General features: G+C 73.3%; 23 protein-coding genes. 15 read left to right on the top strand and 8 right to left on the bottom strand.

The window, feature by feature from the left end; genetic code table 11:
* Positions 1–325: 325 nt before the first annotated feature.
* The 9 genes from CG747_RS36435 to CG747_RS36480 all read left to right on the top strand — a co-directional run bounded on the left by CG747_RS36435 (position 326) and on the right by CG747_RS36480 (position 13,038).
* Complete coding sequence (locus CG747_RS36435) at positions 326–3,088, top strand: LuxR C-terminal-related transcriptional regulator (RefSeq protein ID WP_180985844.1); 2,763 nt, start codon at positions 326–328, stop codon at positions 3,086–3,088.
* Positions 3,089–3,350: 262 nt separating this feature from the next.
* Positions 3,351–4,946, top strand: a complete 1,596-nt coding sequence (locus tag CG747_RS36440; RefSeq protein WP_308303830.1) for a hypothetical protein — start codon at positions 3,351–3,353, stop codon at positions 4,944–4,946.
* Positions 4,936–6,057 (top strand): ABC transporter ATP-binding protein, encoded by a 1,122-nt coding sequence (locus CG747_RS36445; RefSeq protein WP_257980968.1) that lies wholly within the window; start codon positions 4,936–4,938, stop codon positions 6,055–6,057. The genes CG747_RS36440 and CG747_RS36445 overlap by 11 nt, the downstream gene beginning before the upstream one ends.
* Positions 6,058–6,070: 13 nt before the next feature.
* On the top strand, positions 6,071–7,378 hold the full coding sequence (locus CG747_RS36450; RefSeq protein ID WP_100606189.1) for a radical SAM protein: 1,308 nt from the start codon (positions 6,071–6,073) through the stop codon (positions 7,376–7,378).
* A gap of 10 nt (positions 7,379–7,388) precedes the next feature.
* A complete protein-coding gene (locus CG747_RS36455; RefSeq protein ID WP_100606190.1) occupies positions 7,389–8,501 on the top strand; it encodes a Gfo/Idh/MocA family protein in 1,113 nt (370 codons plus the stop codon).
* The gene (locus tag CG747_RS36460; protein ID WP_100606191.1) at positions 8,498–9,358 is read left to right on the top strand and encodes a class I SAM-dependent methyltransferase; all 861 of its coding nucleotides are present in this window, start codon (positions 8,498–8,500) and stop codon (positions 9,356–9,358) included. Before CG747_RS36455 ends, CG747_RS36460 begins: the two co-directional genes overlap by 4 nt.
* Positions 9,355–10,977 (top strand): serine hydrolase, encoded by a 1,623-nt coding sequence (locus CG747_RS36465; RefSeq protein ID WP_100606192.1) that lies wholly within the window; start codon positions 9,355–9,357, stop codon positions 10,975–10,977. The genes CG747_RS36460 and CG747_RS36465 overlap by 4 nt, the downstream gene beginning before the upstream one ends.
* Before the next feature lie 58 nt (positions 10,978–11,035).
* On the top strand, positions 11,036–12,136 hold the full coding sequence (locus CG747_RS36470) for a methyltransferase (protein ID WP_100606193.1): 1,101 nt from the start codon (positions 11,036–11,038) through the stop codon (positions 12,134–12,136).
* Between the two features lie 587 nt (positions 12,137–12,723).
* Positions 12,724–13,038, top strand: coding sequence for a type II toxin-antitoxin system Phd/YefM family antitoxin (locus CG747_RS36480; protein WP_100606194.1), 315 nt, complete (start codon positions 12,724–12,726; stop codon positions 13,036–13,038).
* Positions 13,039–13,092: 54 nt separating this feature from the next.
* Here CG747_RS36480 and CG747_RS36485 read toward each other — a convergent pair whose 3' ends face one another.
* Positions 13,093–14,040 carry a M28 family metallopeptidase gene (locus CG747_RS36485; RefSeq protein ID WP_100606195.1) on the bottom strand — a complete coding sequence of 316 codons (948 nt, stop codon included), beginning with the start codon at positions 14,038–14,040 and terminating at the stop codon, positions 13,093–13,095.
* A 532-nt stretch (positions 14,041–14,572) separates the two neighbouring features.
* Between CG747_RS36485 and CG747_RS36490 the strand changes: the two genes are divergently transcribed.
* Genes CG747_RS36490 through CG747_RS36515 form a run of 6 tightly spaced genes read left to right on the top strand, consistent with a single transcriptional unit; the run spans position 14,573 to position 19,198 of the window.
* On the top strand, positions 14,573–14,875 hold the full coding sequence (locus CG747_RS36490; protein ID WP_100606196.1) for an urease subunit gamma: 303 nt from the start codon (positions 14,573–14,575) through the stop codon (positions 14,873–14,875).
* Positions 14,876–14,892: 17 nt separating this feature from the next.
* Positions 14,893–15,204, top strand: coding sequence for an urease subunit beta (locus tag CG747_RS36495; RefSeq protein WP_100606197.1), 312 nt, complete (start codon positions 14,893–14,895; stop codon positions 15,202–15,204).
* Positions 15,197–16,918 carry an urease subunit alpha gene (locus tag CG747_RS36500; RefSeq protein ID WP_100606198.1) on the top strand — a complete coding sequence of 574 codons (1,722 nt, stop codon included), beginning with the start codon at positions 15,197–15,199 and terminating at the stop codon, positions 16,916–16,918. Before CG747_RS36495 ends, CG747_RS36500 begins: the two co-directional genes overlap by 8 nt.
* 33 nt (positions 16,919–16,951) lie before the next feature.
* A complete protein-coding gene (locus CG747_RS36505; RefSeq protein ID WP_100606199.1) occupies positions 16,952–17,626 on the top strand; it encodes an urease accessory protein UreF in 675 nt (224 codons plus the stop codon).
* Positions 17,627–17,684: 58 nt separating this feature from the next.
* Positions 17,685–18,380, top strand: a complete 696-nt coding sequence (ureG, locus tag CG747_RS36510; RefSeq protein ID WP_100606200.1) for an urease accessory protein UreG — start codon at positions 17,685–17,687, stop codon at positions 18,378–18,380.
* Positions 18,377–19,198 (top strand): urease accessory protein UreD, encoded by an 822-nt coding sequence (locus CG747_RS36515; protein ID WP_100606201.1) that lies wholly within the window; start codon positions 18,377–18,379, stop codon positions 19,196–19,198. The genes ureG and CG747_RS36515 overlap by 4 nt, the downstream gene beginning before the upstream one ends.
* A 6-nt stretch (positions 19,199–19,204) precedes the next feature.
* Here the strand turns inward: CG747_RS36515 and CG747_RS36520 are convergent, their stop codons facing one another.
* From CG747_RS36520 to CG747_RS36550, 7 genes are all read right to left on the bottom strand, one after another.
* The gene (locus CG747_RS36520; RefSeq protein WP_100606202.1) at positions 19,205–19,579 is read right to left on the bottom strand and encodes a hypothetical protein; all 375 of its coding nucleotides are present in this window, start codon (positions 19,577–19,579) and stop codon (positions 19,205–19,207) included.
* A 137-nt stretch (positions 19,580–19,716) separates the two neighbouring features.
* Positions 19,717–20,112: a roadblock/LC7 domain-containing protein gene (locus CG747_RS36525; RefSeq protein ID WP_100606203.1), complete on the bottom strand. Its 396-nt coding sequence runs from the start codon at positions 20,110–20,112 to the stop codon at positions 19,717–19,719.
* Between the two features lie 70 nt (positions 20,113–20,182).
* The gene (locus CG747_RS36530) at positions 20,183–21,034 is read right to left on the bottom strand and encodes a hypothetical protein (protein ID WP_100606204.1); all 852 of its coding nucleotides are present in this window, start codon (positions 21,032–21,034) and stop codon (positions 20,183–20,185) included.
* Positions 21,035–21,043: 9 nt separating this feature from the next.
* On the bottom strand, positions 21,044–21,427 hold the full coding sequence (locus tag CG747_RS36535) for a hypothetical protein (protein WP_100606205.1): 384 nt from the start codon (positions 21,425–21,427) through the stop codon (positions 21,044–21,046).
* Positions 21,428–21,651: 224 nt separating this feature from the next.
* On the bottom strand, positions 21,652–22,626 hold the full coding sequence (locus tag CG747_RS36540) for an ABC transporter substrate-binding protein (protein ID WP_219621584.1): 975 nt from the start codon (positions 22,624–22,626) through the stop codon (positions 21,652–21,654).
* 158 nt (positions 22,627–22,784) lie between these two features.
* Complete coding sequence (locus CG747_RS36545) at positions 22,785–23,624, bottom strand: ABC transporter permease (RefSeq protein WP_100606206.1); 840 nt, start codon at positions 23,622–23,624, stop codon at positions 22,785–22,787.
* Positions 23,621–24,403 (bottom strand): ABC transporter ATP-binding protein, encoded by a 783-nt coding sequence (locus CG747_RS36550; RefSeq protein WP_219621587.1) that lies wholly within the window; start codon positions 24,401–24,403, stop codon positions 23,621–23,623. Before CG747_RS36550 ends, CG747_RS36545 begins: the two co-directional genes overlap by 4 nt.
* Positions 24,404–24,448 lie beyond the last annotated feature (45 nt).

Below are 24,448 nucleotides of genomic sequence, written 5' to 3' on the forward strand. Positions count from 1 at the left end.
TCCGGGATTTCCTCAACCGCGGCTCCGCCGGTGGCCGCCCGCCGGCCTGCGGCAAGACGGTCTACAGGCAGGGACACTCCGTCGAGTGCGGTGTCAACCGCCTCAGAAGGCACCGTGCGGTCGACGCGAGGTACCACCCGGCCCGGCCCCGACGCCATGCCACCCACAGCAAGATCATTACGTGTCTGGCCAGGTCATACGGGATATCGTCCGGAGAGAACGCTGGCCCGGAATAGGGGATTTCGCGACTTTCGGCATGCAGCATTCAGCTCGGGCGTCCTGCACCGAGGGGGCGCCGTTTGCACCGAGGTGGAGGAGTGTGGGTATGGGCAGTGTGCTTCTCGAACGCGAGGAAGCGCTGGCGGCCGCGGCGAGGGCCGGAGAGTCCGCGCGGTCCGGTGCGGGCCGTTGGCTGGTGTTCGGTGCGGCGGCGGGGATGGGCCGCACCGCCCTGTTGCGGGAGGTGGCGGGGCGGGAGGCGGCGGGCGGGGCGATGCGTGTGCTGCGCGCGGGCTGTTCGCCGGAGGAGTCGGGGTTCCCCTTCGCTCTCGTGCGCCAGCTCTTTCCCGAGGGCGGGGAGGTGCCCTTCGCGGACCTGCGGGCGGCCGAGGAGCAGATGGTCTTCCACCGCCTCGTGACCCGCTTGGCGCGGACCGCCGAACGTCGGCCCGTACTTCTGGCCGTCGACGACCTGCACGATGCCGACATGGCGTCACGCCGTTGGCTCGGCTACCTGGCCCGTCGGCTGGCGGACCTGCCCGTGCTGCTGGTCCTGACCGAGTGCCGGGAGAAGGGCACCGCCGTGCTGCCCAGTGCGACGGGCACGTCCGTGGTGCTCCGCCCGCTGGGCCCGGAGGCCGTGGCCCGTCTGGTGTTCGCCCGCGGACACGGCGCCGACCGGGCCGAGTTGTGTATCCGGGCGTGCGCCGGCAATCCGGTGCTGGTGCACGCGCTCCTCGCCGACCTCCGTGAGGGGCCGCTGCCCCGCAGCCTGTCCGAGCTGGGCGGAAGCCGCTACCGTGACGCGATCGTCCATTGGATACGGGCCCGGGCGACCCCATGGTCGCGCGGCCTCTCCCTGGCGGTCGCCGTGGCCGGGGGCGGCGCCGCGCTGCTCGGCGGGGCCCTGCTCCACGAGGCCGCCGGCCTCTGCCCGGACCACCGCGCCGCGTCCGCGGGCGCGTCCGCCCTCCGCCGCCTCTTCTCCCACCCGCTGGCACGCGAGGCCGCCCTCGCGGCGGTCGATCCGGCCGAACTGGGCGCGCTGCGCGGCCGTATCGCCCGCCTGCTCGACGAGCGCGGCGCGCCCACGGCGGACGTCGCCGCCCAGCTGCTCCACCTCGACCGGCCCGGCGAGGAGTGGATGACGCAGTCCCTGGAGGACGCGGCCGAGGACGCCGTACGCGGCGGCCGGGTCGACGAGGCCACCGCTTTCCTCCGCCACGCCCTCACCGCTCCGCTCGCCCCCGGCCGTCGCGCCGGGCTCACCCTGCGCCTCGGCGCCCTGGAGCTGCCCCACAGCGCGGATGCCGGCATCCGCAGGCTGCGCGCGGCGCTGGAGCTGCACGCCGACCGTCATGAACGCGCCGCTGTCGCACCCGCCCTCGGCGCGGCGCTCGTCGCCCGGGGTCGCACGGACACCGCCATGCGCGTCATGAGCCAGGTGGGCAGCGCCGTGGACGACGGCGAGCTCGTCCGTGTGCTGCAGACCACCGCCGCCGTCATGGCCTCCCACGACGCGGTCGCGTGGCGCAACGCCGTCGCCCGCATGCGGGAACTGACGGCGACGGCCCCCGCCGCCGTCGAGCCGCTCGCCTGCGGCCTGGTCACCGAGTACGAGGTCGGGACCGGCCGGCTGTCGGCGGCCGAGGCCCTCGGCCGTGTGCTGCCGCGGCTGGCCGCACCGGTGGACCCCCGGCTCCGCGACGGCTGGCTGGGAACCGCGGCCACCTTATTGCAGTGGGCCGACCGGCTGGACGAGGCACGCGCCCTCGCCGAAGAGGCCCTCCCCGCCCCGCCCGCGCTCCCGGATCTGACGGACATCGGCCGACAGTGCCTGATCAGCGTGCGGGCCGAAGCGGCCCTGTGGGCCGGTGACTTCCGGCGCGTGATCGCCGAGAACGCCCCGCTCCTCGACGCGTGCGCCGGGCAGGGGATCCGCATGCCCCACCTGGCGTCCATGGTGGCACTCGCCCACTGCGAACTCGGCCACCGTGCCCACGCCCGGCGGTTGCTGGCCGGCCTCGACGAGGAGAGTGCCGACAGCTCCTGGGAATGGAACGAACTGCACTACGCCAGAGCCTTTCTGCACATGGCCGAGGGCAACTGGCAGGCCGCCCTCGACGACTACCTGTCCTGCGGCCGCGGTCAGAGCGCCCGCGACTTCGTCAGCCCGGTGGCCACCCCCTGGCGCTCCGGCGCCGCCCTTGCCCTGGTCGGACTCGGACAGCCGGCGAGAGCCCTGGAGCTCGCCGAGGAGGAACTGAGCTACTCGCGGACCTGGGGGACACCCCGCACGGTGAGCCGGGCCCTGCGGGCCCACGCCGCGGTCGTGGGCGGCCGCCGGGGGCTAGAGTCGCTGAGCGAGGCCGCGGCCGTGCTGAGGACCGCACCGGCCCCCGTCGAACTCGTCGAGACCCTCCTCGACCTGGGCCACGCGCGGATCGACGCCGGGAACAGCCGCAAGGGCCGCGAGGACCTGCACGAGGCCCACGCCCTGGCACTGCGCCTGCTGGCCCCCGACCCCACCGGACACCCGGACGCCCCGGACGCGCCCGCCACCGGACGCCTGCTCCGCGCCACCGGTAACGCCCTGCGGGCCAGCGGCGCCCGCGGGACCCGCCGGGACACGACGGGCAGCGCCGCACTCACCCGGGCAGAGCGGCGCATCGTCGAGCTGGCGGCCCAGGGTCAGACGAACGCCCAGATCGGCGAGGTGCTCCACCTGGCCCGCCGCACCGTGGAGACCCACCTCACCCACGCCTACCGCAAACTTGGCGTGACCCGCCGCACCCAGCTCGCCTCCCGGCTGACCGGGACGGGCACGGCGGCCTCCTCCAGCGCGCGGAGCCTCACCACATCCGGCTGACCAGGGCCGTCGCCCACGCCGGGCGACCACCGGGATCGTGGATCTCCACGATGGCCGTCAAGATCCCCCGCACGGCAGGCTGACCTGAGAACACCAGCCGGACCAGGAGCACCTCCTGATTCCGGCCCGGCCGTAACAAGTCCGTTCTCACGAGGAATGCACGCCTGGCGTGGGTGGATATATGTCGGTATCTGATGTTACTTCGCGTCGCACCGTCCCCGGCGGGGGAGTGGGGGATCCTCATCCGCCGGGCCCGTGCGAAGTGCTGGAGGGGCCGCTCGGCGTCGGCGACCTGCTGGCGGCCGTGCGCGCGGTCCTCGACGGCCACGACGGGGCGCCGGCGCGACCGGAGCTGACCGTGCACGGGCCCGGCCAGTACACGGTGCGGGTGGGCGGCGACCGGCTGGACATCCGCAGCCGGCCGCTGTCCGACCAGCCGCCCGGCACCCTGGACCCCGTCCTCGACGGGCCGGGGGCCCGCCGGATCGTGCTCACCGCCTCCGGCGCCCCCTCGGAGCGAGCCCGTGACCTGTTCACGGCGCTGACCGAGGCGATCGGCCGGCGGGCCCGGTGCTACACCGAGGCCGAGGCCGCCGCCATCGCGGCCGGCATGCCGCTGACGGACCGCTATGCCCAGCCCGAACCGGCGCTCGCCGGATGGGCGTTGATCTTCCGGGACCACTATGTGGAGAACAGCGTCGGCTTCCTGCTGGCCATGGAGCGCGCCGGACTCGACCCCGAGTGGATCTTCGCGCTGTCCAAGGGCGACCGGACGCAGCACCGCGAGCGGGTGCACTCCTGGTTCCTGCGCCGCGGCTACGCCAGCGACACCCTGGACAACTCCGTCATCAACGGCACGGCCGGAGCGGCGGAAGCGGCCCGCGCACGGGCGGTGGACGCCCAGGTGGCCGACTTCATCCGCCGGGCGCACGCCGCCGGCCGCAAGGTCCTGGTCATCGACGACGGCGGCCTGCTCGCCCAGGGCTACGGCGCCGACGGGCCGGGACCGCGGGTGGACGCCGCCATCGAGCTGACCGTCAGCGGGCTCAAGCGCATCACGGCCGCCCCCGGCGAACTGGCCGTCCCCGTGCTGAACATGGCCCGCTCCCAGCTGAAGTCACGGCTGGGCTACAACGAGATAGCCGACTCCTGCGTGCGCCGGCTGCGGGCGATCGTGCCCGGCCAGAAATTCATCGGCCGGCACGTCCTGCTGCTGGGCTACGGCACCCTGGGCGCACGGGCGGCCCGCTCGCTGCGTGCGCTGGGCTGCCGGGTCGCCGTGGTGGACACCGACATCCTGGCGCTGATCACCGCCGCCGAGGACGGCTTCGAGACCCACCGCAGCATCGCCGAGGCCCTCGACCGGCAGCGGCCGTTCCTCATCCTCGGCAGCAGCGGCGGCACCGCCGTCACCGCCGAGGACGTGCCGCTGCTGCCCGACGGCGTGCTGCTGGCCGGCTTCGCCACCAAGGACTTCAGCGTGCTGACCGACGGCTACCCCGGTGCCACCGCGCAGCGCATCCCGCACGTCGGCGTGCGCTACGACCTGCCGCACGCCACCACCGCCACCGTGCTGGGCGACGGCCGCTCGCTGAACCTCTTCGAGTACGAGGGCATCGCCAACCGCGGCTACGACGCCTACCGCGCCGGCACCCTGCTCGCCGCGCTCGCCCTCTGCCGCGATCCGGAGCGGTACCCGCCCGGCCTCCACCTGGAGCCGGTGGACCGGATCATCGACGACGCCGGGCTGTTCGACGCGTACTACACCCAGTACCTGTGCGCGCGGTCCGCCCCGCTGGGCACCGGAGCGTTTTCCGGCACCGCTGAGACCGCCGGTGAGGACGCCCATGCCCGGTAGGCCGCATGTGTGCGTCGTCGGCCACGGCGTGGCCGGCCGGCTGCACCACCAACTGTTCGACGGCATGGGCATGTCCGTGTCCGTCGTCGACCCCACCGCCCCCGGCTGCGGCACCCCCTTCCCCACTGCCGCCACCGTGGGGGAACTGTCCACGGACAGGCCGGTGGACGTCTGGTCGGTCTGCACCCCGACCGCCGGCCACCTACAGGCCGTGGCCGCCGTCCTCGCCCGCGACCCCGAGGCCCGCATCCTGCTGGAGAAGCCGGCCTGCCGGTCCTGGGAGGGCCCCGAACTCACCGCGCTGCTCGGCACGTACGACCGGGCCCGGCTGGTGGTGATGAACCAGTACGCGCACGCCAAGGCTCCCGCCATACTCGAGGCCGTACGCGCCGAGTTCGCCCGCCGGCACCCGGTGACGGCCATCCGCGTCGCCTTCTGCAAGGACCGCCGCGAGGACATCGCGGCCGGCCGCTTCGTCGACCTCGACTACGGCGTCTTCGGCTACGAGTGGCTGCACATGCTCGCCGTCCTCGGCGGCTTCCTGCCCGCCCGGGCCTTCCACCACTATCTGCTGGCCGGGCCCGAGCCACAGGCCGTACGGATCGCCCGTGACCCCCACCTGGTCAGCACCGCGGCCCACGACACCACGACGCTGAGCGCGGGTGTCGGCCCCGCGGGCGAGGTCGAGGTCGAGCTGTACTCCACCATCGTCGGCCACGACGCCCCGCACGCGGCCCCCGCGCCCTCCTGGGCCCGGCGCACCACACCCGCCGCCGACAGCCGGCTGCGGCTGGCCCGGATCGAGGCCGGCCCGGTCCTCCTCACCCTGGAACTCGACCCGGTCTTCCTGCCCAACGGCACCCGGCTGCCCCGCAACACCCACCGGCTGACCATGGACGGGCCGCACGGCCACCGCGAGTGGCTGATCCCCGACTCCCCGATGGACAACGCGCTGCGGCACGGCGTCGCGGCCCTGCTCGGCCCCGGCCCAGGCCCCGCGCTGGACCTGCGGCCCCTCGACCGCATCGGCCGGCTGGCCGAACTGGCCCGTGCCGAACGCCCCGCGCCCTCCGGCCCCCCGACCCCCGCCCCCCTGCCGACCCGACTGTGAGAGTGAAACGCCCATGAGCCGGATCTGCCTCGTCATCCCCAGCAACAAGTTCGACCAGTACTTCATCCAGCTCCCCCTGGACGCCGTCACCGCCGCCGGCCAACTGAGGGCGGAGGGCCACACCGTCACCGTGTGGGACCAGCGGCTCCAGGAGGCGCCCGACGGCGAGAAGTTCGACCTGCTGGTCGTCTTCTCCGCGATCGCCGACCGCGCCCAGTGCTACCCGCTGGAGCTGGACTCCGTACGGGCCGCCATCGAGCGCGCCGCGTCCCGCTACCCCACGGCCCGCACCGTCGCGGTCGGCCCGCACGGCACCCACCTGCCCGCTTCCACCCGCGCCGAGCTGGGCGTGGACCACATCGCCTGCGGCGAGACCGATTCGGCCACCGTCGGCGCGGTCCGCGCCCTGCTGGCCGGCGCCGACGCACCCGTGCTCCCGGGCGCCGCCACCCCGCACAACCTGCTGGACTCACCCGAGCCCCGCCCCCGTCCCTTCCCCAACCTCCCCCTGGAGGAACTCGCCTTCCCCGCCTACGACCTGGTGCCCACCGCCGACTACACGGCCGAGGTCATCTCCGGTGGGCTGCCGCTGCCCGGCCCCTGCGGCATGGTGCTCGCCGCCCGCGGCTGCACCTACGGCTGCACCTTCTGCCACCTGCCGTTCGGCACCAAGATGCGCAACCAGCCGCTGGACCGGGTGGTGCGCGAGATCGAGGCCCAGCAGGCCGCGGGCCTGGAGTTCGTGTTCTTCCTCGACTACGTCTTCGGCATCAACCGCGCCTTCTACAGCGAGCTGTGCGCCCGGCTGGAGGGCCGCGGGGTGGGCTGGGTCGGCCAGACCCGCGCCGAGGTCGTCCTGAAGAACGACGTCACCGCCTGGGCGCGGGCCGGCTGCCAGGGCATGTGGCTGGGCGCCGAATCGCCCGCCATCGCCGACACCGGCGTCCACAAGCGGGTCAGCGAGGCGCAGATCGAGGAGGCCGTCCTCAAGCTGCGGGACGCCGGCATCACCCCCTTCGCCTTCGTCCTGCTGGGGCTGCCGCAGGACCAGGCGTGCATCTCCGGTCGCCTGGTCGACTGGGCCGCGAAGCTGCCCGCCTGGTTCGGCATCAACCAGCTCTACCTGCGGCCCGGCACCACCCTCTACGACCAGCTCGCCCCCCAGTACAACGGCGGGGTGCTGCCCGCCACCTGGCGCGAGGTCCAGGAGGTCACCCGCCGCTACCGCGCCGCCTACCCCACCGACCTGGACCACCAGCAGCAGCGGCTCACCGAACTCCCCAACTACCTGGGCAACGCCATTGCCCCGGTGGCGGGCTGAGGAGGCGGCCGTGCTGCGCTTCGGCATCCTCGGCTGCGGCTCGATCGGTGGCTTCCTCGGCCGCTTGCTGGCCCGGCCCGACGGCCCGCTGCGTGAGCGGGCCCGTCTGGTGGCGGTCGCCGGACGGGACCCGGTACGGGCACACCGGCTCGCCGCCGAACTGGGCTGCGAGGCACTCGCCGTCCCCGAGCTGCTGGCCCGCACGGACATCGACGCCGTCGCCGTGTGCACTCCCTCCGGCACCCACGCCGAACTGGGCACCGCAGCCCTGCGCGCGGGCAAGCACGTCCTGGTCGAAAAGCCCGTCGACGTCACCCCGGAGGCCGCCGACCGGCTGATCGCCGCCGCCCGGCACACCGGCCGCACCCTCGGCGTCATCTCCCAGCACCGCTTCGACCCCGCCGCCGAAGTGGCCAGGGCTGCCATCGAGGACGGCACCCTGGGCCGGGTCACCTCGGTCCTCATCGAGGTCCCCCTGTGGCGGGCGCGGTCCTACTACGCGTCGGGGCAGTGGCGCGGCACCCGCGCCCTGGACGGCGGCGGCGCCCTGATGAACCAGGCCGTGCACGCCGTCGACCTCGCCCAGTGGCTGGCCGGCCCCGTGGTGGAGGCCGCCGCCCACACCGGCCTGCTCGCCCACGACGGCATCGAGGTCGAGGACGTGGCCACCGCCAGCCTGAAGTTCGCCGACGGCGCGCTCGGCGCGCTGCTGGCCACCACCGCCGCCTATCCAGGGCGTACCACCCGGGTCGCGGTCAACGGCGAGCGCGGATCGGTCGTCATCGACAACGACGAGCTGGCCTACTTCCACACCGCCCGCGAGGGCGAGCGGCCCACCGCCTACGGCGCGTACGGCGACGGCAACCAGGCCGCCGACCGGTGCCCGCCGCCGCGGAAGCCCCCGCCGCGCGACCGCATCGGCCTGCTCCACCAGCCCCACCGCGACCAGCTCGCCGACTTCTGCGACGCGGTCCGCACCGGCCGACCACCCCTGGTCGACGGCGCCGCGGGACGGCGGGCGGTGGCGGTGGTGCACGCCGTGTACACCTCCGCCCGCACCGGGCGCACCGTACGGCTCGACGAGAGCGGCAACCTCACACAGGAAAAGGGGAGGACCCCATGAGCGGGACCCTTCGGCACCCGGCGCCGGACGAGCACAAGGAGGCCCTGGCCCGGCTCTTCGACCGCAGCGCCCCGACGTACGAAAAGGTCGGTGTCTCGCACTTCGACGCCCTCGGCCGCCAGTTGGTGGAGGCGGCCCGCGTCCGGGAGGGCGAGCGGGTCCTGGACGTGGGGTGCGGCACCGGCGCCGTGCTCGTTCCCGCGGCGCGGGCCGTCGGGCCGAGCGGCTCGGTGACCGGAATCGACCTGTCCGCGGGCATGGTGGAGCGGTCCCGCGCGGCCATCGCGGAGGAAGGGCTGGGCAACGCCCGCGCCCTCGTCGCCGACGCCGAGACCGCCCACTGGCAGCCCGGACCGCCCGTCGACGGCACCTTCGACGCGGTACTCGCCGGGATCTCGATGTTCTTCTTCCCCCACCCCAGGGCCGCGGCCGCCCGCTACCGCCGACTCCTCGCCGACGGTGGCCGGTTCGCCATCTCCTGGTGGGGCCGCCAGGACGAGCGCTGGAACCCGGTCTTCGCCGCCAGTGCCCCCTACGGCGGCGCCTCCTCCCACCGGCTCCCGCCGGACAGCCCGTTCCGCTCCGTCGAGGACCTGCACGCCATGCTGTCCGAGGAGGGCTTCAGCTCCGTCGACACCGTGGAGCGGACCTGTGTCACCCGCTTCCGCGGCCCCCACCAGTGGTGGCAGTGGGTGTGGTCCACCGCGGGCCGGCAGTTCTGGGAGAGCGTGCCCGAGGACGCGATGGCCGACGCGGTCAAGGCGGTCGAGGCCGAGCTGGCCGAACTGCGCGCCCCCGACGGGAGCCTGACCAGTCGGAACATCGTCCGCTTCACCGTCGCCGAGGTCGCTCGGTGAGCGCCGCCTGCACAGCGCCGCACGGGTCCCGTACGGCGGCACCCGCCGCCCACCCGCTGTTCTCCCGGGAGTGGCTGCGGCACGCCGAAGCCACGGCTGGGCAGCGGCCCGAGGAAGGCGAGGCCCTCCGGCTCGGCCTGCGCCTGACCGATCCGCCTGTCGGGGTGGCCGGGCAGATCCTCGTCCTGACGGATCTGGTCACCGGCGCCCTGTGGTTCCGCGCCGGCGAGTGGGACGAACGGCCCACCCTCGTCCTGACACTCCGACACGAGGAGGCCGCCGTCCTGCTGTTCGGGGACGCCGAGCGGCGGGTGCGGCTCTTCGAGCACGGACGGCTGGTCCTGGAAGGGGTGTTCCTCTTCATCTTCTTCCTGGACCGGCTGCTGCAGCAGGACCCGTCCGGGGCGCTGGCCCGGCTGCGGGGGTTCACCGCCGACGCGCCGCAGGCGGCGGGCCCGTGGCCGGGCGCCGCCGCGGCAGTCACCGCGCCGGACGCCGAGGCCGACGCGGTCCGCGCTGCCACCGAGGCGCTGCCCCGTACGATGGCCGCCCTGCGCGCCGAACTCGGCCGAACCACCCCCGGCGCCCAGCTCCACGTCAGCCACGCTCCGAGCGGCACCACCGTCTCCGCCGCCCTGGGCAGCTGCCGCCCCGGAGTGCCCTTCACCCGGGCCTCCCTGCCCATCTGGTACTGCTGCTCCAAGACGCTGGGCGCGGTGGCGATCGGCCAGTTGTGGGAGCGGGGCCTGCTGGACCCGGCGGCGCCGGTCGCACGCTACCTCCCCTGGTACGACGGAGACGGCCGCGAACGGGTCACCCTCTACCAGCTGCTCACCCACACCTCGGCCGTCCCCATGGGCCTGGACCCGCTGCACGGGGCCATGGCCGCCCCGGTCGCGCTCCGCCGTGAGCAGCTGCGGAACATGACGGTTCCGGCGGGGACGCCCCCCGGCGCGCGGATCAACTACGGGCCGTGGTGGGCGTGGTTCCTGATCGCCGAGGTCGTCCGCGCCGTGGACGGACGCGACTACGAGCGCTATCTCGCCGAGGAGATCCTGGCGCCCTGCGGGATGACCGACACCCGCGTGGTGCTCACCCCGCAGGAGTACCGCGCCGAGGCGGACCGGTTGCCGCTCATCCACATCACCGGCGGCGGCCTCCCGGCCCAGCCCACCCACTGGTACGCCACCGAGCACTCCTGCACCCGGCCCATCCCCGGCTTGAACATCCGCGGGCCGATGTCCGACCTGGCGCTGTTCTTCGCCGCGCTGGCGGACGGCGGCCGGGGGCGCCACGGGCGCATCCTGCTGCCGCAGACCGTCATGGCGCTCACCGCGCACCACCGGGTCGGCCTGGTGGACCCGTTCGGCAACGCCGACTGGGGGCTGGGCTTCCGCGTCGAGTCCCGCCACCTCGGCGACGAGTGCACGGCCTTCAGCCGCCACGCCTCGCCGCGCACCTTCGGCCACTACGGGCTGTGGACCTCGGCGGCCTTCGCCGACCCGGACGCCGGCCTGGTGGTCGCGCTGCACCTCAACGGCAAGACCTGGCAGGAAGAGCACCAGGAACGAATGATCACCATCGGTGACGCCGTTTACCAGGACCTCCGGCTGACCTGATGCCCGGGCCCCTTGAAGCGCCCGCACACACCCGCACCGCAGGAACGGAGAACCGAGCATGACCACCCCGCAACCCGAGGACGCCTTCCCGGCCGACTCACCGCATGCCATCATCGACGTCGCGGTCGCCTTCTGGAAGTCCAAGGCACTGCTGAGCGCGGTCGAACTGGGCGTGTTCGAGGAGCTTGCCGTACGTCCCGCCACCCGCGCCGAACTCACCGGGAGGCTGGGGATCGCCGGCCGCGGCGCCGCCGACTTCCTCGACGCCCTGGTGTCCCTGGGACTGCTGGAGCGCGACGGCGGCGTCTACCGCAACTCCCCGGTCGCCGACCGCTATCTGGACCCTCGCAAGCCCGCCACCGACATCTCCGGCTACCTCTCCTTCCTCAACGCGGGCTTCGGCTGCTGGGCGGGGCTGACCGACGCGCTGCGCAGCGGCGGCCGACTGGACTTCTCCGCGGCGCTGGCCGCCTCGCAGTCCGCGGACCAGGGCGGGCCCGGCGGCCCGAAGCTGGTGGGCGCCGACGCCACGGACGACACCTTCGGAGAGGCGTACGCCGCCCCCGACCAGGTGACCGGATTCCTGCGGGCGATGACCGGCTACAGCATGGGCGCCAACCAGGCCATCGCGGAGCGGTACGACTGGTCGCGGTCGCGGACGGTCGCCGATGTGGGCTGCGCCGAGGGCTCGCTGCTGGCCCAGGTGCTGTCCCGGAACCCACACCTCCAGGGCATCGGCTTCGACCTGCCCGTGGTCGGCCCCGGCTTCGACGCCCACCTCGAACGGGTCGGCCTCACCGACCGGGCGCGCTTCGCCGGCGGCGACTTCTTCACCGACCCGCTGCCGACCGCCGACGCGATCGTGATGGGACACGTCCTGCACGACTGGGACCTGGACACCAAGAAGACCCTCATCGGCAAGGCGTACCAGGCGCTGCCGGAGGACGGCCGGCTGCTGATCTACGAGTCGCTGATCGACGACGACCGCCGCGAACGCACCACGGGCCTGCTGATCAGCCTCAACGTCTCCACGGTCTCGGCCGGCGGACTGGGCTACACCGGTGCCGAGTGCGGCGACTGGATGCGCGCGGCGGGCTTCCGGGACATCGCCGTGAGCCACCTGGACGGCCCGGAGTACCTCGTCGTCGGCGTCAAGTAGCACCGCGTACGCCTCCCGTCACGCCCCCGCGGCGTGCAGCAGCCGGGTGACCGTCGGGGCCCGAGCAGCAGGCGTACCTCGTCGGCGGACCAATACGTGCCGAGGCCGCGGGACAGGAGATTCTGAAGGTTCTCCAGGACGGTGACGACGAACTCGGACTCGGTCTCGTCCTTCAGCAGTTCCTCGACAACCGCCAGCACCTCAGCCGTCGAGCCATGGTCGCGCAGGGCCGCCACTCATCCACGATGCGGTCCTGCGCGACGTCCTTCTCTGGTGGCAGGCGTGGGCGGAACCCGTCCCAGGGGCTCCGTACCTGTGGTGCGCCGGCTTCAGCGCGAGCGTGCCCCACGACCTGGTCGTCGCGTCGCGCCCTGTTTGGGGAGTACGACATCGTCGCTGCCGCCGCACAGAGGCCCGTCCGCTACCGCTGCCGGCCCGACCCGGCCGACCGCGACGACCCTGCTCACCTCGTCTCACACATCGCTCACAAACGAGAGCGCACGGGAGCACGCGAGAGCCTCTGACCTGGACGTTCGCTGTCGCCACGGACCACGGTGGACCTGGTGGACATTACATAGGCTAGGAGCATGGCTTATGAAATTCCGGTGACGCAAGCCCGGGCCGAGCTCGCGGATCTGATCAACCGCGTCGTCTACGGCGGCGAGAGGGTGGTCGTGACCCGCCATGGGAAGCCCCTCGTGGCGCTGGTGTCCGCCGCCGACCTGGAGCGACTCGAAGAACTGGGGCGGCAGGAGGCGGCCGCCGAGCAGGAGCAGGTGATGCGTACGGTCTCCTCCGTGCGGGATCTGCAGTCCGCTCCGGGCGAACGGCAGCGCTTCGGAATCGCCGCGGAACACCGCGACCCGGCCGCCGGGGATCGGCGACCGGGCCGGGAGGGGTGACCGCGAGGAGGCCGACGGCCGCGCGGTGCGGCGGCCGTCAGCGCTCCCGCGCCGTCAGGAGCTGAGCTGCCACACGGCGTTGGCGATGGCGTCGGTGTGGTTGTGCAGTGCGGTGTCGTCGATGTTCTTGGACGTGTCGCAGGAGCGGTGGTAGCAGGCGTCGAACGCCTTGCCCGCGGTGCCGCCCCACGCCTTCGCCTGGGCGTCGGTCTTGATGTAGTCGGCGCCGGAGAAGAGTCCGCCGACCGGGATGCCGGCGTCCTTGAAGGGGGCGTGGTCGGAGCGGCCGTCGCCCTCGGTCTCCGGCTCGGTGGCGATGTTCTTCGCGGCGAACCAGTCCTTGAAGACCTTCTCCAGCTTGGCGTCGTCGTCGTAGACGAAGTAGCCGGGGTTCGGCGAGCCGATCATGTCGAAGTTGAGGTACGCGGAGATCTTCGACCGGTCGGCGCCGAGGGCGTCGATGTAGTGCCGGGAGCCGACCATGCCGTCCTCCTCGTCGCCCCACCAGGCGAACCGCAGGTGCTTGGCGGGCTTGAGGTGCTCCCGGGAGACGGCCAGTGCGACCTCCAGGATGCCGGCCGAACCGGAGCCGTTGTCGTTGATGCCCGGTCCCGCGTCGACCGAGTCCAGGTGCGAGCCGGCCATCACCGTGGAGTCCTCGGCGCCGCCGGGCCAGTCGGCGATCAGGTTGTAGCCCTTCGCGCCGCCGCTGGTGAACTCCTGGAGGGTGGTGGTGAAGCCTGCCGCGTCCAGCTTGCCCTTGATGTAGTCGACCGATGCCTGGTAACCGGCCTGTCCGTGGGCGCGGTTGCCGCCGTTGGCGTCGGCTATGGACTGGAGCTTGTCCAGGTGCGCCTTGACGGCGGCGACCGGGATGTCGGGTGCGGCCTGCGTCCTGGGGGAGGTGGCCTGGGCGGCCGCCGCGGTGCCCAGCAGGGCGGCGACGGCGGTGCAGGCGCCGGCGGCGAGCGCCGCGCGGCGGATACGGGTCGAACGAGTCACGGAGGGCTCCGATGCTGTTGTGGGGGGTTGAAGTGCAGCGGAATTCTTGACGCGTGCATGAGCATTACGAGCCTGTTTGAAATCCGTCAAGAGTGGATACCGGACACCCGTGCTCGGGCATCGGAATGGATGCCTGTTTTGCGGAGATGATGCCGATTGATTACCTGACGCCCTCTCTTTTTTCCGCATTCCGGAAGGGGGTTGGGGTGTGGAATTCGCCACCACGATTCCGTACAACCTTCTGGGCGTGGAGCAGCGGACTCCGTCGTCGAATCCGGTTGCCGACCTGTAACCGGTGGTGATTTCCGCGGTGTTACGGCAGGCGCGGCAAGGGTCGCCAAATGCGCCGCCCGTCGTAACGGCGTCGAAATCTCGCCGAACTAGCCTTCCGCGATGGGGAAGTTGATGGTCAATTACTGGAAGTCGGTTTGCTTCGCCTTTAAACACTGTGTGGTACATCTATCGACACAGGTGTGTCCATGCCTGTGACCTGGGTAAATGCGCCCGGGCGAAAACCTGTGAGGTGGAACGTATGCAACTGACCCCGCATGAGCAGGAACGGTTGTTGATTCATGTGGCGGCAGACGTGGCTGAAAAGCGGCGGGCACGGGGGTTGAAGCTCAACCACCCCGAATCCATCGCCTTGCTGACGGTGCACATCCTTGAAGGGGCGCGGGACGGCCGTACCGTCGCCGAGCTCATGTCCTCCGGGCGCAAGGTGCTCACGCGCGACGACGTCATGGAAGGCGTCCCGGAGATGATCCACGACGTTCAGGTCGAGGCCACCTTCCCCGACGGCACGAAGCTCGTCACCGTTCACGAACCCATCAACTGACCACGGGAGAGCAGACAATGATCCCGGGACAGATCCTCTACGCCGACGAGCCGGTGCGCCTCAACGAAGGCCTCCCCCTCACGCGCATGACAGTCCTCAACTCCGCCGACCGCCCCGTCCAGGTCGGCTCCCACTACCACTTCGCCGAGGCCAATCCCGGTCTCGACTTCGACCGCGCGGCCGCGCACGGCAAGCGGCTGAACGTCGCGGCCGGCTCCGCCGTGCGCTTCGAGCCCGGCATCCCCACCGAGGTCGAGCTGGTCCCCATCGGGGGCAAGCGGATCGTCGTGGGCCTGCGCGGTGAGACCGGAGGTCCCCTCGATGGCTGAACTGACCCGCCAGGAGTACGCCGACCTGTTCGGCCCGACGGCCGGCGACCGGATCCGGCTCGCCGACACCGACCTGGTCATCGAGATCACCGAGGACCGCTCCGGCGGCCCCGGCCGCGCCGGCGACGAGGCGGTCTTCGGCGGCGGCAAGGTGATCCGCGAGTCGATGGGCCAGTCCCGTGTCACCCGCGCCGAGGGCGCCCCCGACACCGTGATCACCGGTGCCGTGGTGCTCGACCACTGGGGCATCGTCAAGACCGACGTCGGCATCCGCGACGGCAGGATCACCGCCCTGGGCAAGGCCGGCAACCCCGACACCATGGACGGCGTCCACCCCGACCTGGTGATCGGCCCGGAGACCGAGATCATCGCCGGCAACGGCAAGATCCTCACCGCCGGCGGCATCGACACCCACGTCCACTTCATCTGCCCCCAGCAGGCGGACGAGGCGCTGGCCGCGGGCATCACCACCATGATCGGCGGTGGCACCGGCCCCGCCGAGGGCAGCAAGGCCACCACCATCACCCCCGGATCCTGGCACGTCGCCCGGCTCTTCGAGGCGATGGACAACCTGCCGGTCAACGTCGGTCTCCTCGGCAAGGGCAACACCATGTCCCTGCCGTCGATGCGCGACCAGCTGCGCGCCGGCATCCTCGGCTTCAAGATCCACGAGGACTGGGGCGCCACCCCCGCCGTCCTCGACGCCTGTCTGCGAGTCTGCGAGGAGAGCGGCGCCCAGCTCGCGATCCACACCGACACCCTCAACGAGGCCGGCTTCCTCAGCGACACCATCGCCGCCATCGCGGGCCGCTCCATCCACGCGTTCCATGTCGAGGGCGCCGGCGGGGGGCACGCCCCCGACATGATCGCGATGGTCTCCGAGCCCAACGTGCTCCCCGCGTCCACCAACCCCACGCGGCCGCACACCGTCAACACCGTCGAGGAGCACCTCGACATGCTGATGGTCTGCCACCACCTCAACCCCGCGGTCCCGGAGGACCTGGCCTTCGCCGAGTCCCGGATCCGGCCCTCCACCATCGCGGCCGAGGACATCCTGCACGACCTCGGCGCCATCTCGATGATGTCGTCCGACGCCCAGGCCATGGGCCGGATCGGCGAGGTCGTGATGCGGACCTGGCAGACCGCGCACGTCATGAAGCGCCGCCGGGGCGCCCTGCCCGGCGACGGCACCGCGGACAACCTCCGCGCCCAGCGCTACGTGGCGAAGTACACGATCAACCCTGCGCTCGCCCAGGGCATCGACCACGTGGTCGGCTCGGTCGAGGGCGGCAAGCTCGCCGACCTCGTCCTGTGGGACCCGGCGTTCTTCGGCGTCAAGCCGCAGCTGGTCATCAAGGGCGGCCAGATCGCCTACGCGCAGATGGGTGACGCCAACGCGTCCATCCCCACTCCGCAGCCGATCCTGCCGCGCCCGATGTTCGGCGCCATGGGCAAGGCCCCGGGCAGCAACTCGCTCAACTTCGTCTCGCAGCAGGCCATCGAGGACAACCTCTCCGAGCGCCTCCCGCTGGACAAGTCCTTCGAGGCCATCCGGTCCACCCGCGGCGTCAAGAAGGCCGACATGCGCAACAACGACGCCCTGCCGCGCGTCCATGTCGACCCCGACACCTTCACGGTGACCATCGACGGCGAGGCGGTCGAACCCGACCCCGCCACCGAACTCCCCATGGCCCAGCGGTACTTCCTCTTCTGACGTACCGTCGATGAAAGATCCGGAGCACCATCGATGAGCCGCGCTGCGCTGCTCGTCCTCGCCGACGGCCGGTTCCCCGCCGGAGGGCACGCCCACTCGGGCGGCGCCGAACCGGCCGTCACCGCGGGGCACATCAAGGACGCCGCCACCCTGGAGAGCTTCTGCCGGGGCCGGCTGCACACCGCGGGCCTGGTCGCCGCGGGCCTCGCCGCCGCGGCCGCGGCCGGCCTGGACCCGCTCGTCCTGGACGACGCCGCGGACGCCCGCACGCCGGTCCCGGCGCTGCGCCAGGTCGCCCGCCGACTCGGCCGGCAGATGATGCGGGCCGCCCGCGCCACCTGGCCGAGCCCCGAACTCGACGCGCTCGCCGCGGCCCGCCCGCGCGGCGCCCACCAGCCCGTCGTCCTGGGCCTGGCCGCCCGGTCCGCCGGTCTGACACCGCTGGACGCCGCCCATGCGATCGCCTACGAGAACATCAGCGGCCCGGCCACCGCCGTGGTCCGCCTGCTCAGCCTGGACCCGTTCGACGCCACCGCCGTCCTCGCCCGCCTCACCGCCGACCTCGAACAGGTCGCGGAAGCGGGCGCGGCCGCCGCGCACCGCGCCGTCACCGAAGGTCCCGACGCCCTGCCCGCCGCCTCCGCGCCGCTGCTCGACATCGCCGCCGAAGCACACGCCGCCTGGCCGGTCCGGCTCTTCGCGTCCTGACCTTCCGTCCACCCACCGTGCCGCGTACCCCGCGGCCGTACGAACCACTGGAGTCACCATGCACCTCGACCACCAGGACGGCTTCCCCGAGCGCCACACCTACAGCGCCGCCGATCCGGTACGCCACGACGGCAGCCGGCGCGCCCTGCGGATCGGCCTGGGCGGCCCGGTCGGCACCGGCAAGACCGCCACCGTCGCGGCCCTGTGCCGCGCGCTGCGCGACGAGCTCTCCATTGCGGTCGTCACCAACGACATCTACACCCGCGAGGACGCGGAGTTCCTGCGGCGCGAGGCGGTGCTGCCCACCGAGCGGATCGCGGCCGTGGAGACCGGCGCCTGCCCGCACACCGCCATCCGCGACGACATCTCCGCCAACCTCGAAGCCGTCGAGGACCTGGAGGAGACCGTCGGCCCGCTCGACCTGATCCTGGTCGAGTCCGGCGGCGACAACCTCACCGCGACGTTCTCCAAGGGCCTGGTCGACGGCCAGATCTTCGTCATCGACGTGGCCGGCGGCGACGACATCCCCCGCAAGGGCGGCCCCGGCGTCACCACCGCCGATCTGCTGGTGATCAACAAGACCGACCTCGCGCCCTACGTCGGTGTCGACCTCGACGGCATGGCCCGCGACGCCAAGGCCCAGCGTGGCGCACTCCCGGTCGCCTTCACCGCCCTCAAGCAGCCCGACGGCGTCAAGCCGGTCGCCGAATGGGTCCGGGCGCAGCTGGCGGACTGGACCGCGGCCCAGGCATGACCCGCGCCCTTACCCACCCCGCGGCTCCGCAGACCACCGCCCTCCCGGCGGGCGGTCTGCGGGCCACCGCCCGCATCGTCGCTCGGGCCGACGCGCACGGGGTCAGTCGGCTGCCGGTCCTGGACGGCGGCGGCCCGTTCGCGATCCGCCGCATCCAGTCGCACGCCGACCAGGCCCGCGTCTGCCTGATCGGGGCCATGAGCGCCCCGCTCGGCGGCGACCGGCTGCGCATCGAGGCCACCGCCGAGGCAGGCACGTCGCTGCGGATCACCGCGGCCGCGGCGACCGTCGCCCTGCCCGGCCGGACCGGTGACCTCGCCACCTACGACGTGCACCTGACGGTCGGCGACGGCGCCCGGCTCGAATGGCTGCCGGAACCGCTGATCTCCGCCGCGGGCAGCGATCTGCGGATGACCACGACCGTGGACCTCGCCCCCACCGCCCGGCTCGTGTTCCGCGAGGAACAGGTGCTGGGCCGCAGCGGCGAGCACACGGGCGCGCTGCGCAGCCGTCTGACGATCCGTCAGGGTGGCCGCACGGTGCTCGACCAGGAGACCGCGTACGGGCCCGGCGCCCCCGGCTGGGACACCTCCGCGGTCCTCGGCGGCCATCGAGCCGTGGGCCAACTCCTGCTTGCCGGGCCGGAGTTCGCCGACGAACCGGCCGAGGTCCGGCTGCTCGGGGGCGCGAACGGCGACGGCCCGGCCCGGGGCCAGGCCGTCCTGGCGCCGCTCGCCGGCCCCGCCGTGCTGGCCACCGCGGTCGCCCCGGACGGACTGTCGCTGCGGCGGCTGCTGGACGAGGCCGCGGCCGGCTGAGGAGGCTCACACCTCCAGTTCGGCCTCCAGACGGGCAAGGCGGTGGCGCGCCAGCGCGAGATTGGCGCGCTTGCGGTCCAACACCAGATAGAGGAAGAGACCGCTGCCGTTCTTGCCCGTCACCGGCCGGATGATGTGGTACTGCGAGGTCAGGGTGATCAGCATGTCCTCGATGGAGCCCTGGAGTTCCAGCATCTCCATCGTGCGCAGTTTGGCGCGCACCACGTCGGTGTTCCCGGCCGCCGCCACGTTGAGGTCGAACGTCTGCGGATCGCCCAGAGTGGCCAGCGCCATTCCGCTGGTGTAATCGACCAGGGCGACACCTATCGCGCCCTCGATCGTCGACATCGCTTCGCCGAGAGCGGTTTCCATCTGTGTCATCAGGGGTCGTGCCTTTCCATGGTGTTCGCTGGATTTCCGTCGTACGGGAGGTGGGACTGCTTGCTGGTGGCCGACGGCCGTCGGTAGGTGACTGTCGACCGGTGAGGGGAGCAGCCGGGCGCTGTCGGCGGGCCCGGTCAGCGGCCCGGCGGCGCGTCGAGCAGGGTCGCGATGCGCGCGGCGGTGCGCCGGGCCTGGAGGTGCAGCCGGCCCACGTTCGTGTCCGGGCCCGCCACGGCGGTGAGCACGGCGCGGTTCCCCGCCGCGTACGCCGCGACGTAGCCGCGGCTGCCGCGCGTCAGGGACTCCTCGAACCCGCCCTGCCCCGTGGCGTCGGTCAGCCGGGTGGCGACGCCGATGGCGGCGGCCGTCAGCGCGGCCAGGCCGTCGGGTTCGATGTCCGGCAGGTCATGGGCGATCACCATGCCGTCCGCACTCGCCACCATGCCGCCGTGCAGATGCCGGATGTGCGCGCGCAGTGCGCGCAGTTCTTCCCGGATCCCGGATGCGATCGCCTCGGTGTCGCTCGTCATCGGTCTTCTGACGCTCCTTCTCCTGACACGCTTTCCGAATACGTGCCTCATGGCCGGGGTTCACAGGGGTTCACAGGTTCTCCTCCAGTGCGGTGCGCAGGCGGACGAGGAGGGCGACGTCCGGGTCGGCGGTCTCCAGCACGCCCGGGTCCGGCAGGTGCCAGACCGGGGCGTCCGGCCCGCGCCGCTCGGGCCGGCAGGCTCCGGGGCGCCGCTTCGGCAACGCCGCGGGCGGCGGCAGCCGCACCCGCCCGGTCGCGGCCAGCCGCCGTATCTCCAGCAGGGTCAGAAACGCCGACTGGCCCAGGGCGTGGGCGAGTTCGCCGGGGGTGCGGACACCGTCGGCGTGCGCGAGCAGCCGCCGCTGCCGGCCGGTGAGGGGCGGGCGGTCCGGGAGTTCCGGCCGGATCGGGACGACCGGCGCGCCGTCGGCCGCCGCCCAGGCCCCCAGCCGGTCGAGCTGCGCCCGCCGACGGGCCACCGCGGCCAGCAGGGCGGTCGTACCGACCGGGCGCACCACGCCCAGCCAGTGCGCGTCGCCGGGGGCGAAGGAGGTGGCGGCGGGCTCCGGCGGGAGGACGAAGCACGCCGCGTCGAGCAGCGCGGTGAGCTGGCACACCTCCAGCTCTCCGCGGGTCAACCAGCCCTGCTGGAGCAGGAACTGCCCGCCGAGGTGGTCGGCTCCCGCCGCGTCCGCCGCGTGCCGCCAGGACTCCGGGGGCAGCCGTCCGGCGGTGGCGAGCCGGGCCCCGACGTCGGGCGCCGCCGGGCACTCGACGCAGTAGACCGCGCCCTCGTGGAGGTAGACGCAGCCGTCCGGGCCGCGCAGGGCACCGGTGGCGCGCTCGGCGGTGTACCGGTCGAGCGGGCCGGGCCGGCCGTCGCCGCTGCGGCCCGGACGGGGGGATGACGTGGTCGCCATGACGGAACGTCAGCCCGCTGCCAGCTCCGCGGCCAGTTCGCGCAGCCGTAACCGGGCGAGGGCGAGATTGGCCTGTGCCCGGTCCAGCCAGAGGTGGAGGCAGGTCTGGCTGTCGAAGGCGGTGGGCACCAGGTGGATCAGGTGGTAGCTGTTCCCCGTGGTGATGATCAGGTCCTCCAGTGCCTCACCGTCCCCGCTCGCGGTGTCGAACGTGGCGTTCCGGGCCACCGCCTGCACCACCTCGGCGGTGTCCGCGGCCGCCGCGTCGCGGTCGCCGTGCGGGGCCCGGCCCGCCGTCCCCAGCGTCAGCCCGCTGGTCCAGTCGGTCAGCCCGGCCCCCAGGACTCCGGGTATCCCCATCGCGCGGGCCAACACCTGGTCGATACCGGGCACTTGACGTCTCCCTCCGGCGAGCGCGCTGCACGACGCAGCACACGGGCACAACGCGGAGGCTCTCCCACGTGGCGGTGTGTGGGAGAGCCTGCACGGAAGGTTACTGAAGGCGGTGCGGCCCGCACCGGCATATGCGGGAGGTGCTTGGCAATTGACCTGTTCTCGTCACTCCGCGGCCCGTTGTCGGCGCCCTGTTGACCGCGGCCCTCCGCCCGGACCGGTGCTCACCCCACCAGGTCCTCTGCCGTCAGGGTCCGGCCGCTGAGCAGCCCCGCCTCCCGGTACGCCGCCTGCTGCGCCATCAACTGCGCGCCGTCCGGCCTGAGTCGGGGATCCCACTGGTACGGCGGGGTGTCGCGCAGCACGCTCGGCCGTTGCCCGGTGGCCTTGGCCAGGATGGCCACGTTCTCGTCCGAGGTCCGGCCCGCCCCCTGGAGGTCGGCGGCGGCCCTGCGCAGTGCGGCCAGGAACTTCCGGGCGGCGGGCTGCCCCGCGAACCGCGCGCCGAGGACCACCCCGGTCGCGACGGTGCCCTTCGGAGGTACGGCCAGCGGCCGGGCGGTACCGGCCTGCTCCATGAGCGTGCTGAAGGGCGCCGGCGGCAGGGCCGCGTCCGCACCGCCGTTGGCCAGCGCGGTGCGCATGTCGGGGATGGCGACGTTGACCACCGTGACGTCCTTGAGCGTCACCCCCGAGCCGCGCAGTATGGCGGCGAGCTGGTAGCCGCCGGCCGCGCCCGGCCCGCCCGAGACGGCGATCCTCCGGCCGCGCAGATCGGCCGGCGTCCGCACCGTCCCGGCGTCCAGCAGGCGGCTGGCCACCTCCAGGGAGGAGGGCGAGGGGCGCGCCCCGGTGGCGGCGCCCATGGACGCGGCGACCTTCACCCCCAGGCCCTTGGCCACGCCGTTGAACAGCCCGGCGGAGAACCCCGCCACCACTGCCTCGACCTGCCCCGCGGCGGCGAGCGGCACCGCGTCCTGGCCGTTCTTCACCGTCTGCAGCGTGACGGTGAGCCCCTCCGCCTTGAAGTAGCCCTTGGCGTCCGCGAGATAGAGCGGGGCGAAGAGCGTGGACGGGACGTGGGCGACCCGGACCGTGGACCCGCCGGGCCCGCCCGGACCGGCCCCACCGCTCTGGCAGGCGGTGACGAGCAGACCGAGGACGGCCACCATCAGGAGCGGCAGGCGGAGACGGCGCATCGCGGAGCGGACCTTCCGGTTGACGGGTCGGAGGGGGCGGAGGGGTCGGAGGGGTCGGGCGGGCCGGAGGTAGCCGGACGGGAGCGTCCGGGAGCGGCGGGGCGGGACGCGGCGGCACCCCGGGCCGCGCCGCGCCGCCGGGAGCGCGGGGCGCACGGCTACCGGGACCGCTGCCAGGGCGTCGCCCACCGCCCCAGCAGCGACACCAGCCCGGAGAACAGCGCGCCCAGCACGGCGACCGCCACCAGGCCCACGTACATCCGGTCGGGCTGGAAGAGCGTCCAGGCATTCCAGATCAGATAGCCCAGACCGCTCTCGGACGCCACGAACTCCACCGCCACCACGACCACCACGCCCAGCCCCGCCGCCGTCCGCAGCCCGGTCAGCACCCCGGGCAGGGCGCCCGGCAGCAGCACGAAGCGCAGCAGCCGCAGTCCGGACGCGCCGTACGAGCGGGCCGACTCCAGCAGCCGGGGATCGATCTGGCGGACCCCCGCGGCGGTGTTGATCTGGAGGACGAAGAAGACCGTGATGGCGACCGAGAGGATCTTCGGGGTCTCGGACAGGCCGAAGAGGAGCAGCAGCAGCGGCAGCACGGCGATCTTCGGGACGGAGTACAGCGCGGAGAACAGCGGGCCCAGGGCGGCCCCGGCGGTCCGCGAGACGCCCATCACGAACCCGGCCAGCGCACCGGCCACCGCGCCGAGCGCGAACCCGGGCAGCAGCCGGCCGAGGGTGGCCGCGGTGTCCGCGCCCAACTCGCCGGAGGCCGCCAGCGCGACGCACCGCACCGCGATCCGGGACGGCGGCGGGAAGAGCAGGGTGTCGATCGCCCCGGCCGCCGCCGCCAGCTCCCAGCCCAGCAGCAGCACCACGGGCACCGCGAGCCCCAGCGCCGCGTGCCACCAGGCGGTCCGCCGGGCCCGTACGGCGACTGCACGGGCCGCCACCGCGGCGTCCGGGGCGGCGGTCTCCACGGGACGCGTCGGGGCGGTCACCGGGCCCCCACCGACAACTCGCCGCGCAGCCGGTCCCAGAGCCGGGCGCGCAGCCGGCCGAACTCCGGGCCGTCCTGGATACCGGGATCGCGGGGTCGCGGGAACGGCACCGTGAGCTCCTCGGTGATCCGGCCCGGCCGCGCCGACATCACCAGCACCCGGTCGCCCAGCAGCAGCGCCTCGTCGAGGGAATGGGTCACCAGCACCACGGTCTTGCGCTCCTCCTGCCACAGGGCGAGCAGTTGCTCCTGCATCAGCCGGCGGGTCTGCGGGTCCAGCGACCCCAGTGGTTCGTCCATCAGCAGCACCGGACTGCCGGTGGTGAACGCGCGGGCGAGCGCCAGCCGTTGGCGCATCCCGCCGGACAGCTGCTCCGGATAGCCGGCGGCGAACTCGGCCAGTTCCATGCGGTGCAGCCAGGCGTCCGCGGCCCGTTCGGCGTCCCGGCGGCGCACCCCGGCCATCCGCAGGCCGAAGGCGGCGTTGGCGCGGACCGTCAGCCAGGGGAGTACGGCGAAGTCCTGGAAGACGAACGCCGCCGCGGGGACCGGTGGCCGGCCCGGATGCCGGGCCACGCTGCCCGCCGACGGTTCGATCAGTCCGCCGAGTATCCGCAGCAGGGTGGACTTCCCGCATCCCGACGGGCCGACGACGCAGACGAACTCGCCTTCGTGCACGGTCAACGAGACCCCGTCGAGGGCCTGTACGACACGGCCGTCGGCGGACCGGAAGAACTTGCCGATGTCCCGGCCGGACACCATGGGGGGCGGCGTGGTCATGCCCGGAGCATTACCCGCTGGCGCGCCCCACGATCCATGCGGTAC

The sequence above is a fragment of the Streptomyces sp. CB02959 genome, from assembly GCF_002803155.1.
Classification (GTDB): domain Bacteria; phylum Actinomycetota; class Actinomycetes; order Streptomycetales; family Streptomycetaceae; genus Streptomyces.

Coding starts and splice junctions, on each gene's coding strand:
- CG747_RS36500 (WP_100606198.1), top strand. CDS start 15,197: ATGGCTGAACTGACCCGCCAGGAGTACGCCGACCTGTTCGGCCCGACG.
- CG747_RS36550 (WP_219621587.1), bottom strand. CDS start 24,403: ATGACCACGCCGCCCCCCATGGTGTCCGGCCGGGACATCGGCAAGTTC.
- CG747_RS36470 (WP_100606193.1), top strand. CDS start 11,036: ATGACCACCCCGCAACCCGAGGACGCCTTCCCGGCCGACTCACCGCAT.
- CG747_RS36515 (WP_100606201.1), top strand. CDS start 18,377: ATGACCCGCGCCCTTACCCACCCCGCGGCTCCGCAGACCACCGCCCTC.
- CG747_RS36480 (WP_100606194.1), top strand. CDS start 12,724: ATGGCTTATGAAATTCCGGTGACGCAAGCCCGGGCCGAGCTCGCGGAT.
- CG747_RS36540 (WP_219621584.1), bottom strand. CDS start 22,626: ATGCGCCGTCTCCGCCTGCCGCTCCTGATGGTGGCCGTCCTCGGTCTG.
- CG747_RS36525 (WP_100606203.1), bottom strand. CDS start 20,112: ATGACGAGCGACACCGAGGCGATCGCATCCGGGATCCGGGAAGAACTG.
- CG747_RS36490 (WP_100606196.1), top strand. CDS start 14,573: ATGCAACTGACCCCGCATGAGCAGGAACGGTTGTTGATTCATGTGGCG.
- CG747_RS36520 (WP_100606202.1), bottom strand. CDS start 19,579: ATGACACAGATGGAAACCGCTCTCGGCGAAGCGATGTCGACGATCGAG.
- CG747_RS36435 (WP_180985844.1), top strand. CDS start 326: ATGGGCAGTGTGCTTCTCGAACGCGAGGAAGCGCTGGCGGCCGCGGCG.
- CG747_RS36495 (WP_100606197.1), top strand. CDS start 14,893: ATGATCCCGGGACAGATCCTCTACGCCGACGAGCCGGTGCGCCTCAAC.
- CG747_RS36450 (WP_100606189.1), top strand. CDS start 6,071: ATGAGCCGGATCTGCCTCGTCATCCCCAGCAACAAGTTCGACCAGTAC.
- ureG (WP_100606200.1), top strand. CDS start 17,685: ATGCACCTCGACCACCAGGACGGCTTCCCCGAGCGCCACACCTACAGC.
- CG747_RS36460 (WP_100606191.1), top strand. CDS start 8,498: ATGAGCGGGACCCTTCGGCACCCGGCGCCGGACGAGCACAAGGAGGCC.
- CG747_RS36445 (WP_257980968.1), top strand. CDS start 4,936: ATGCCCGGTAGGCCGCATGTGTGCGTCGTCGGCCACGGCGTGGCCGGC.
- CG747_RS36530 (WP_100606204.1), bottom strand. CDS start 21,034: ATGGCGACCACGTCATCCCCCCGTCCGGGCCGCAGCGGCGACGGCCGG.
- CG747_RS36505 (WP_100606199.1), top strand. CDS start 16,952: ATGAGCCGCGCTGCGCTGCTCGTCCTCGCCGACGGCCGGTTCCCCGCC.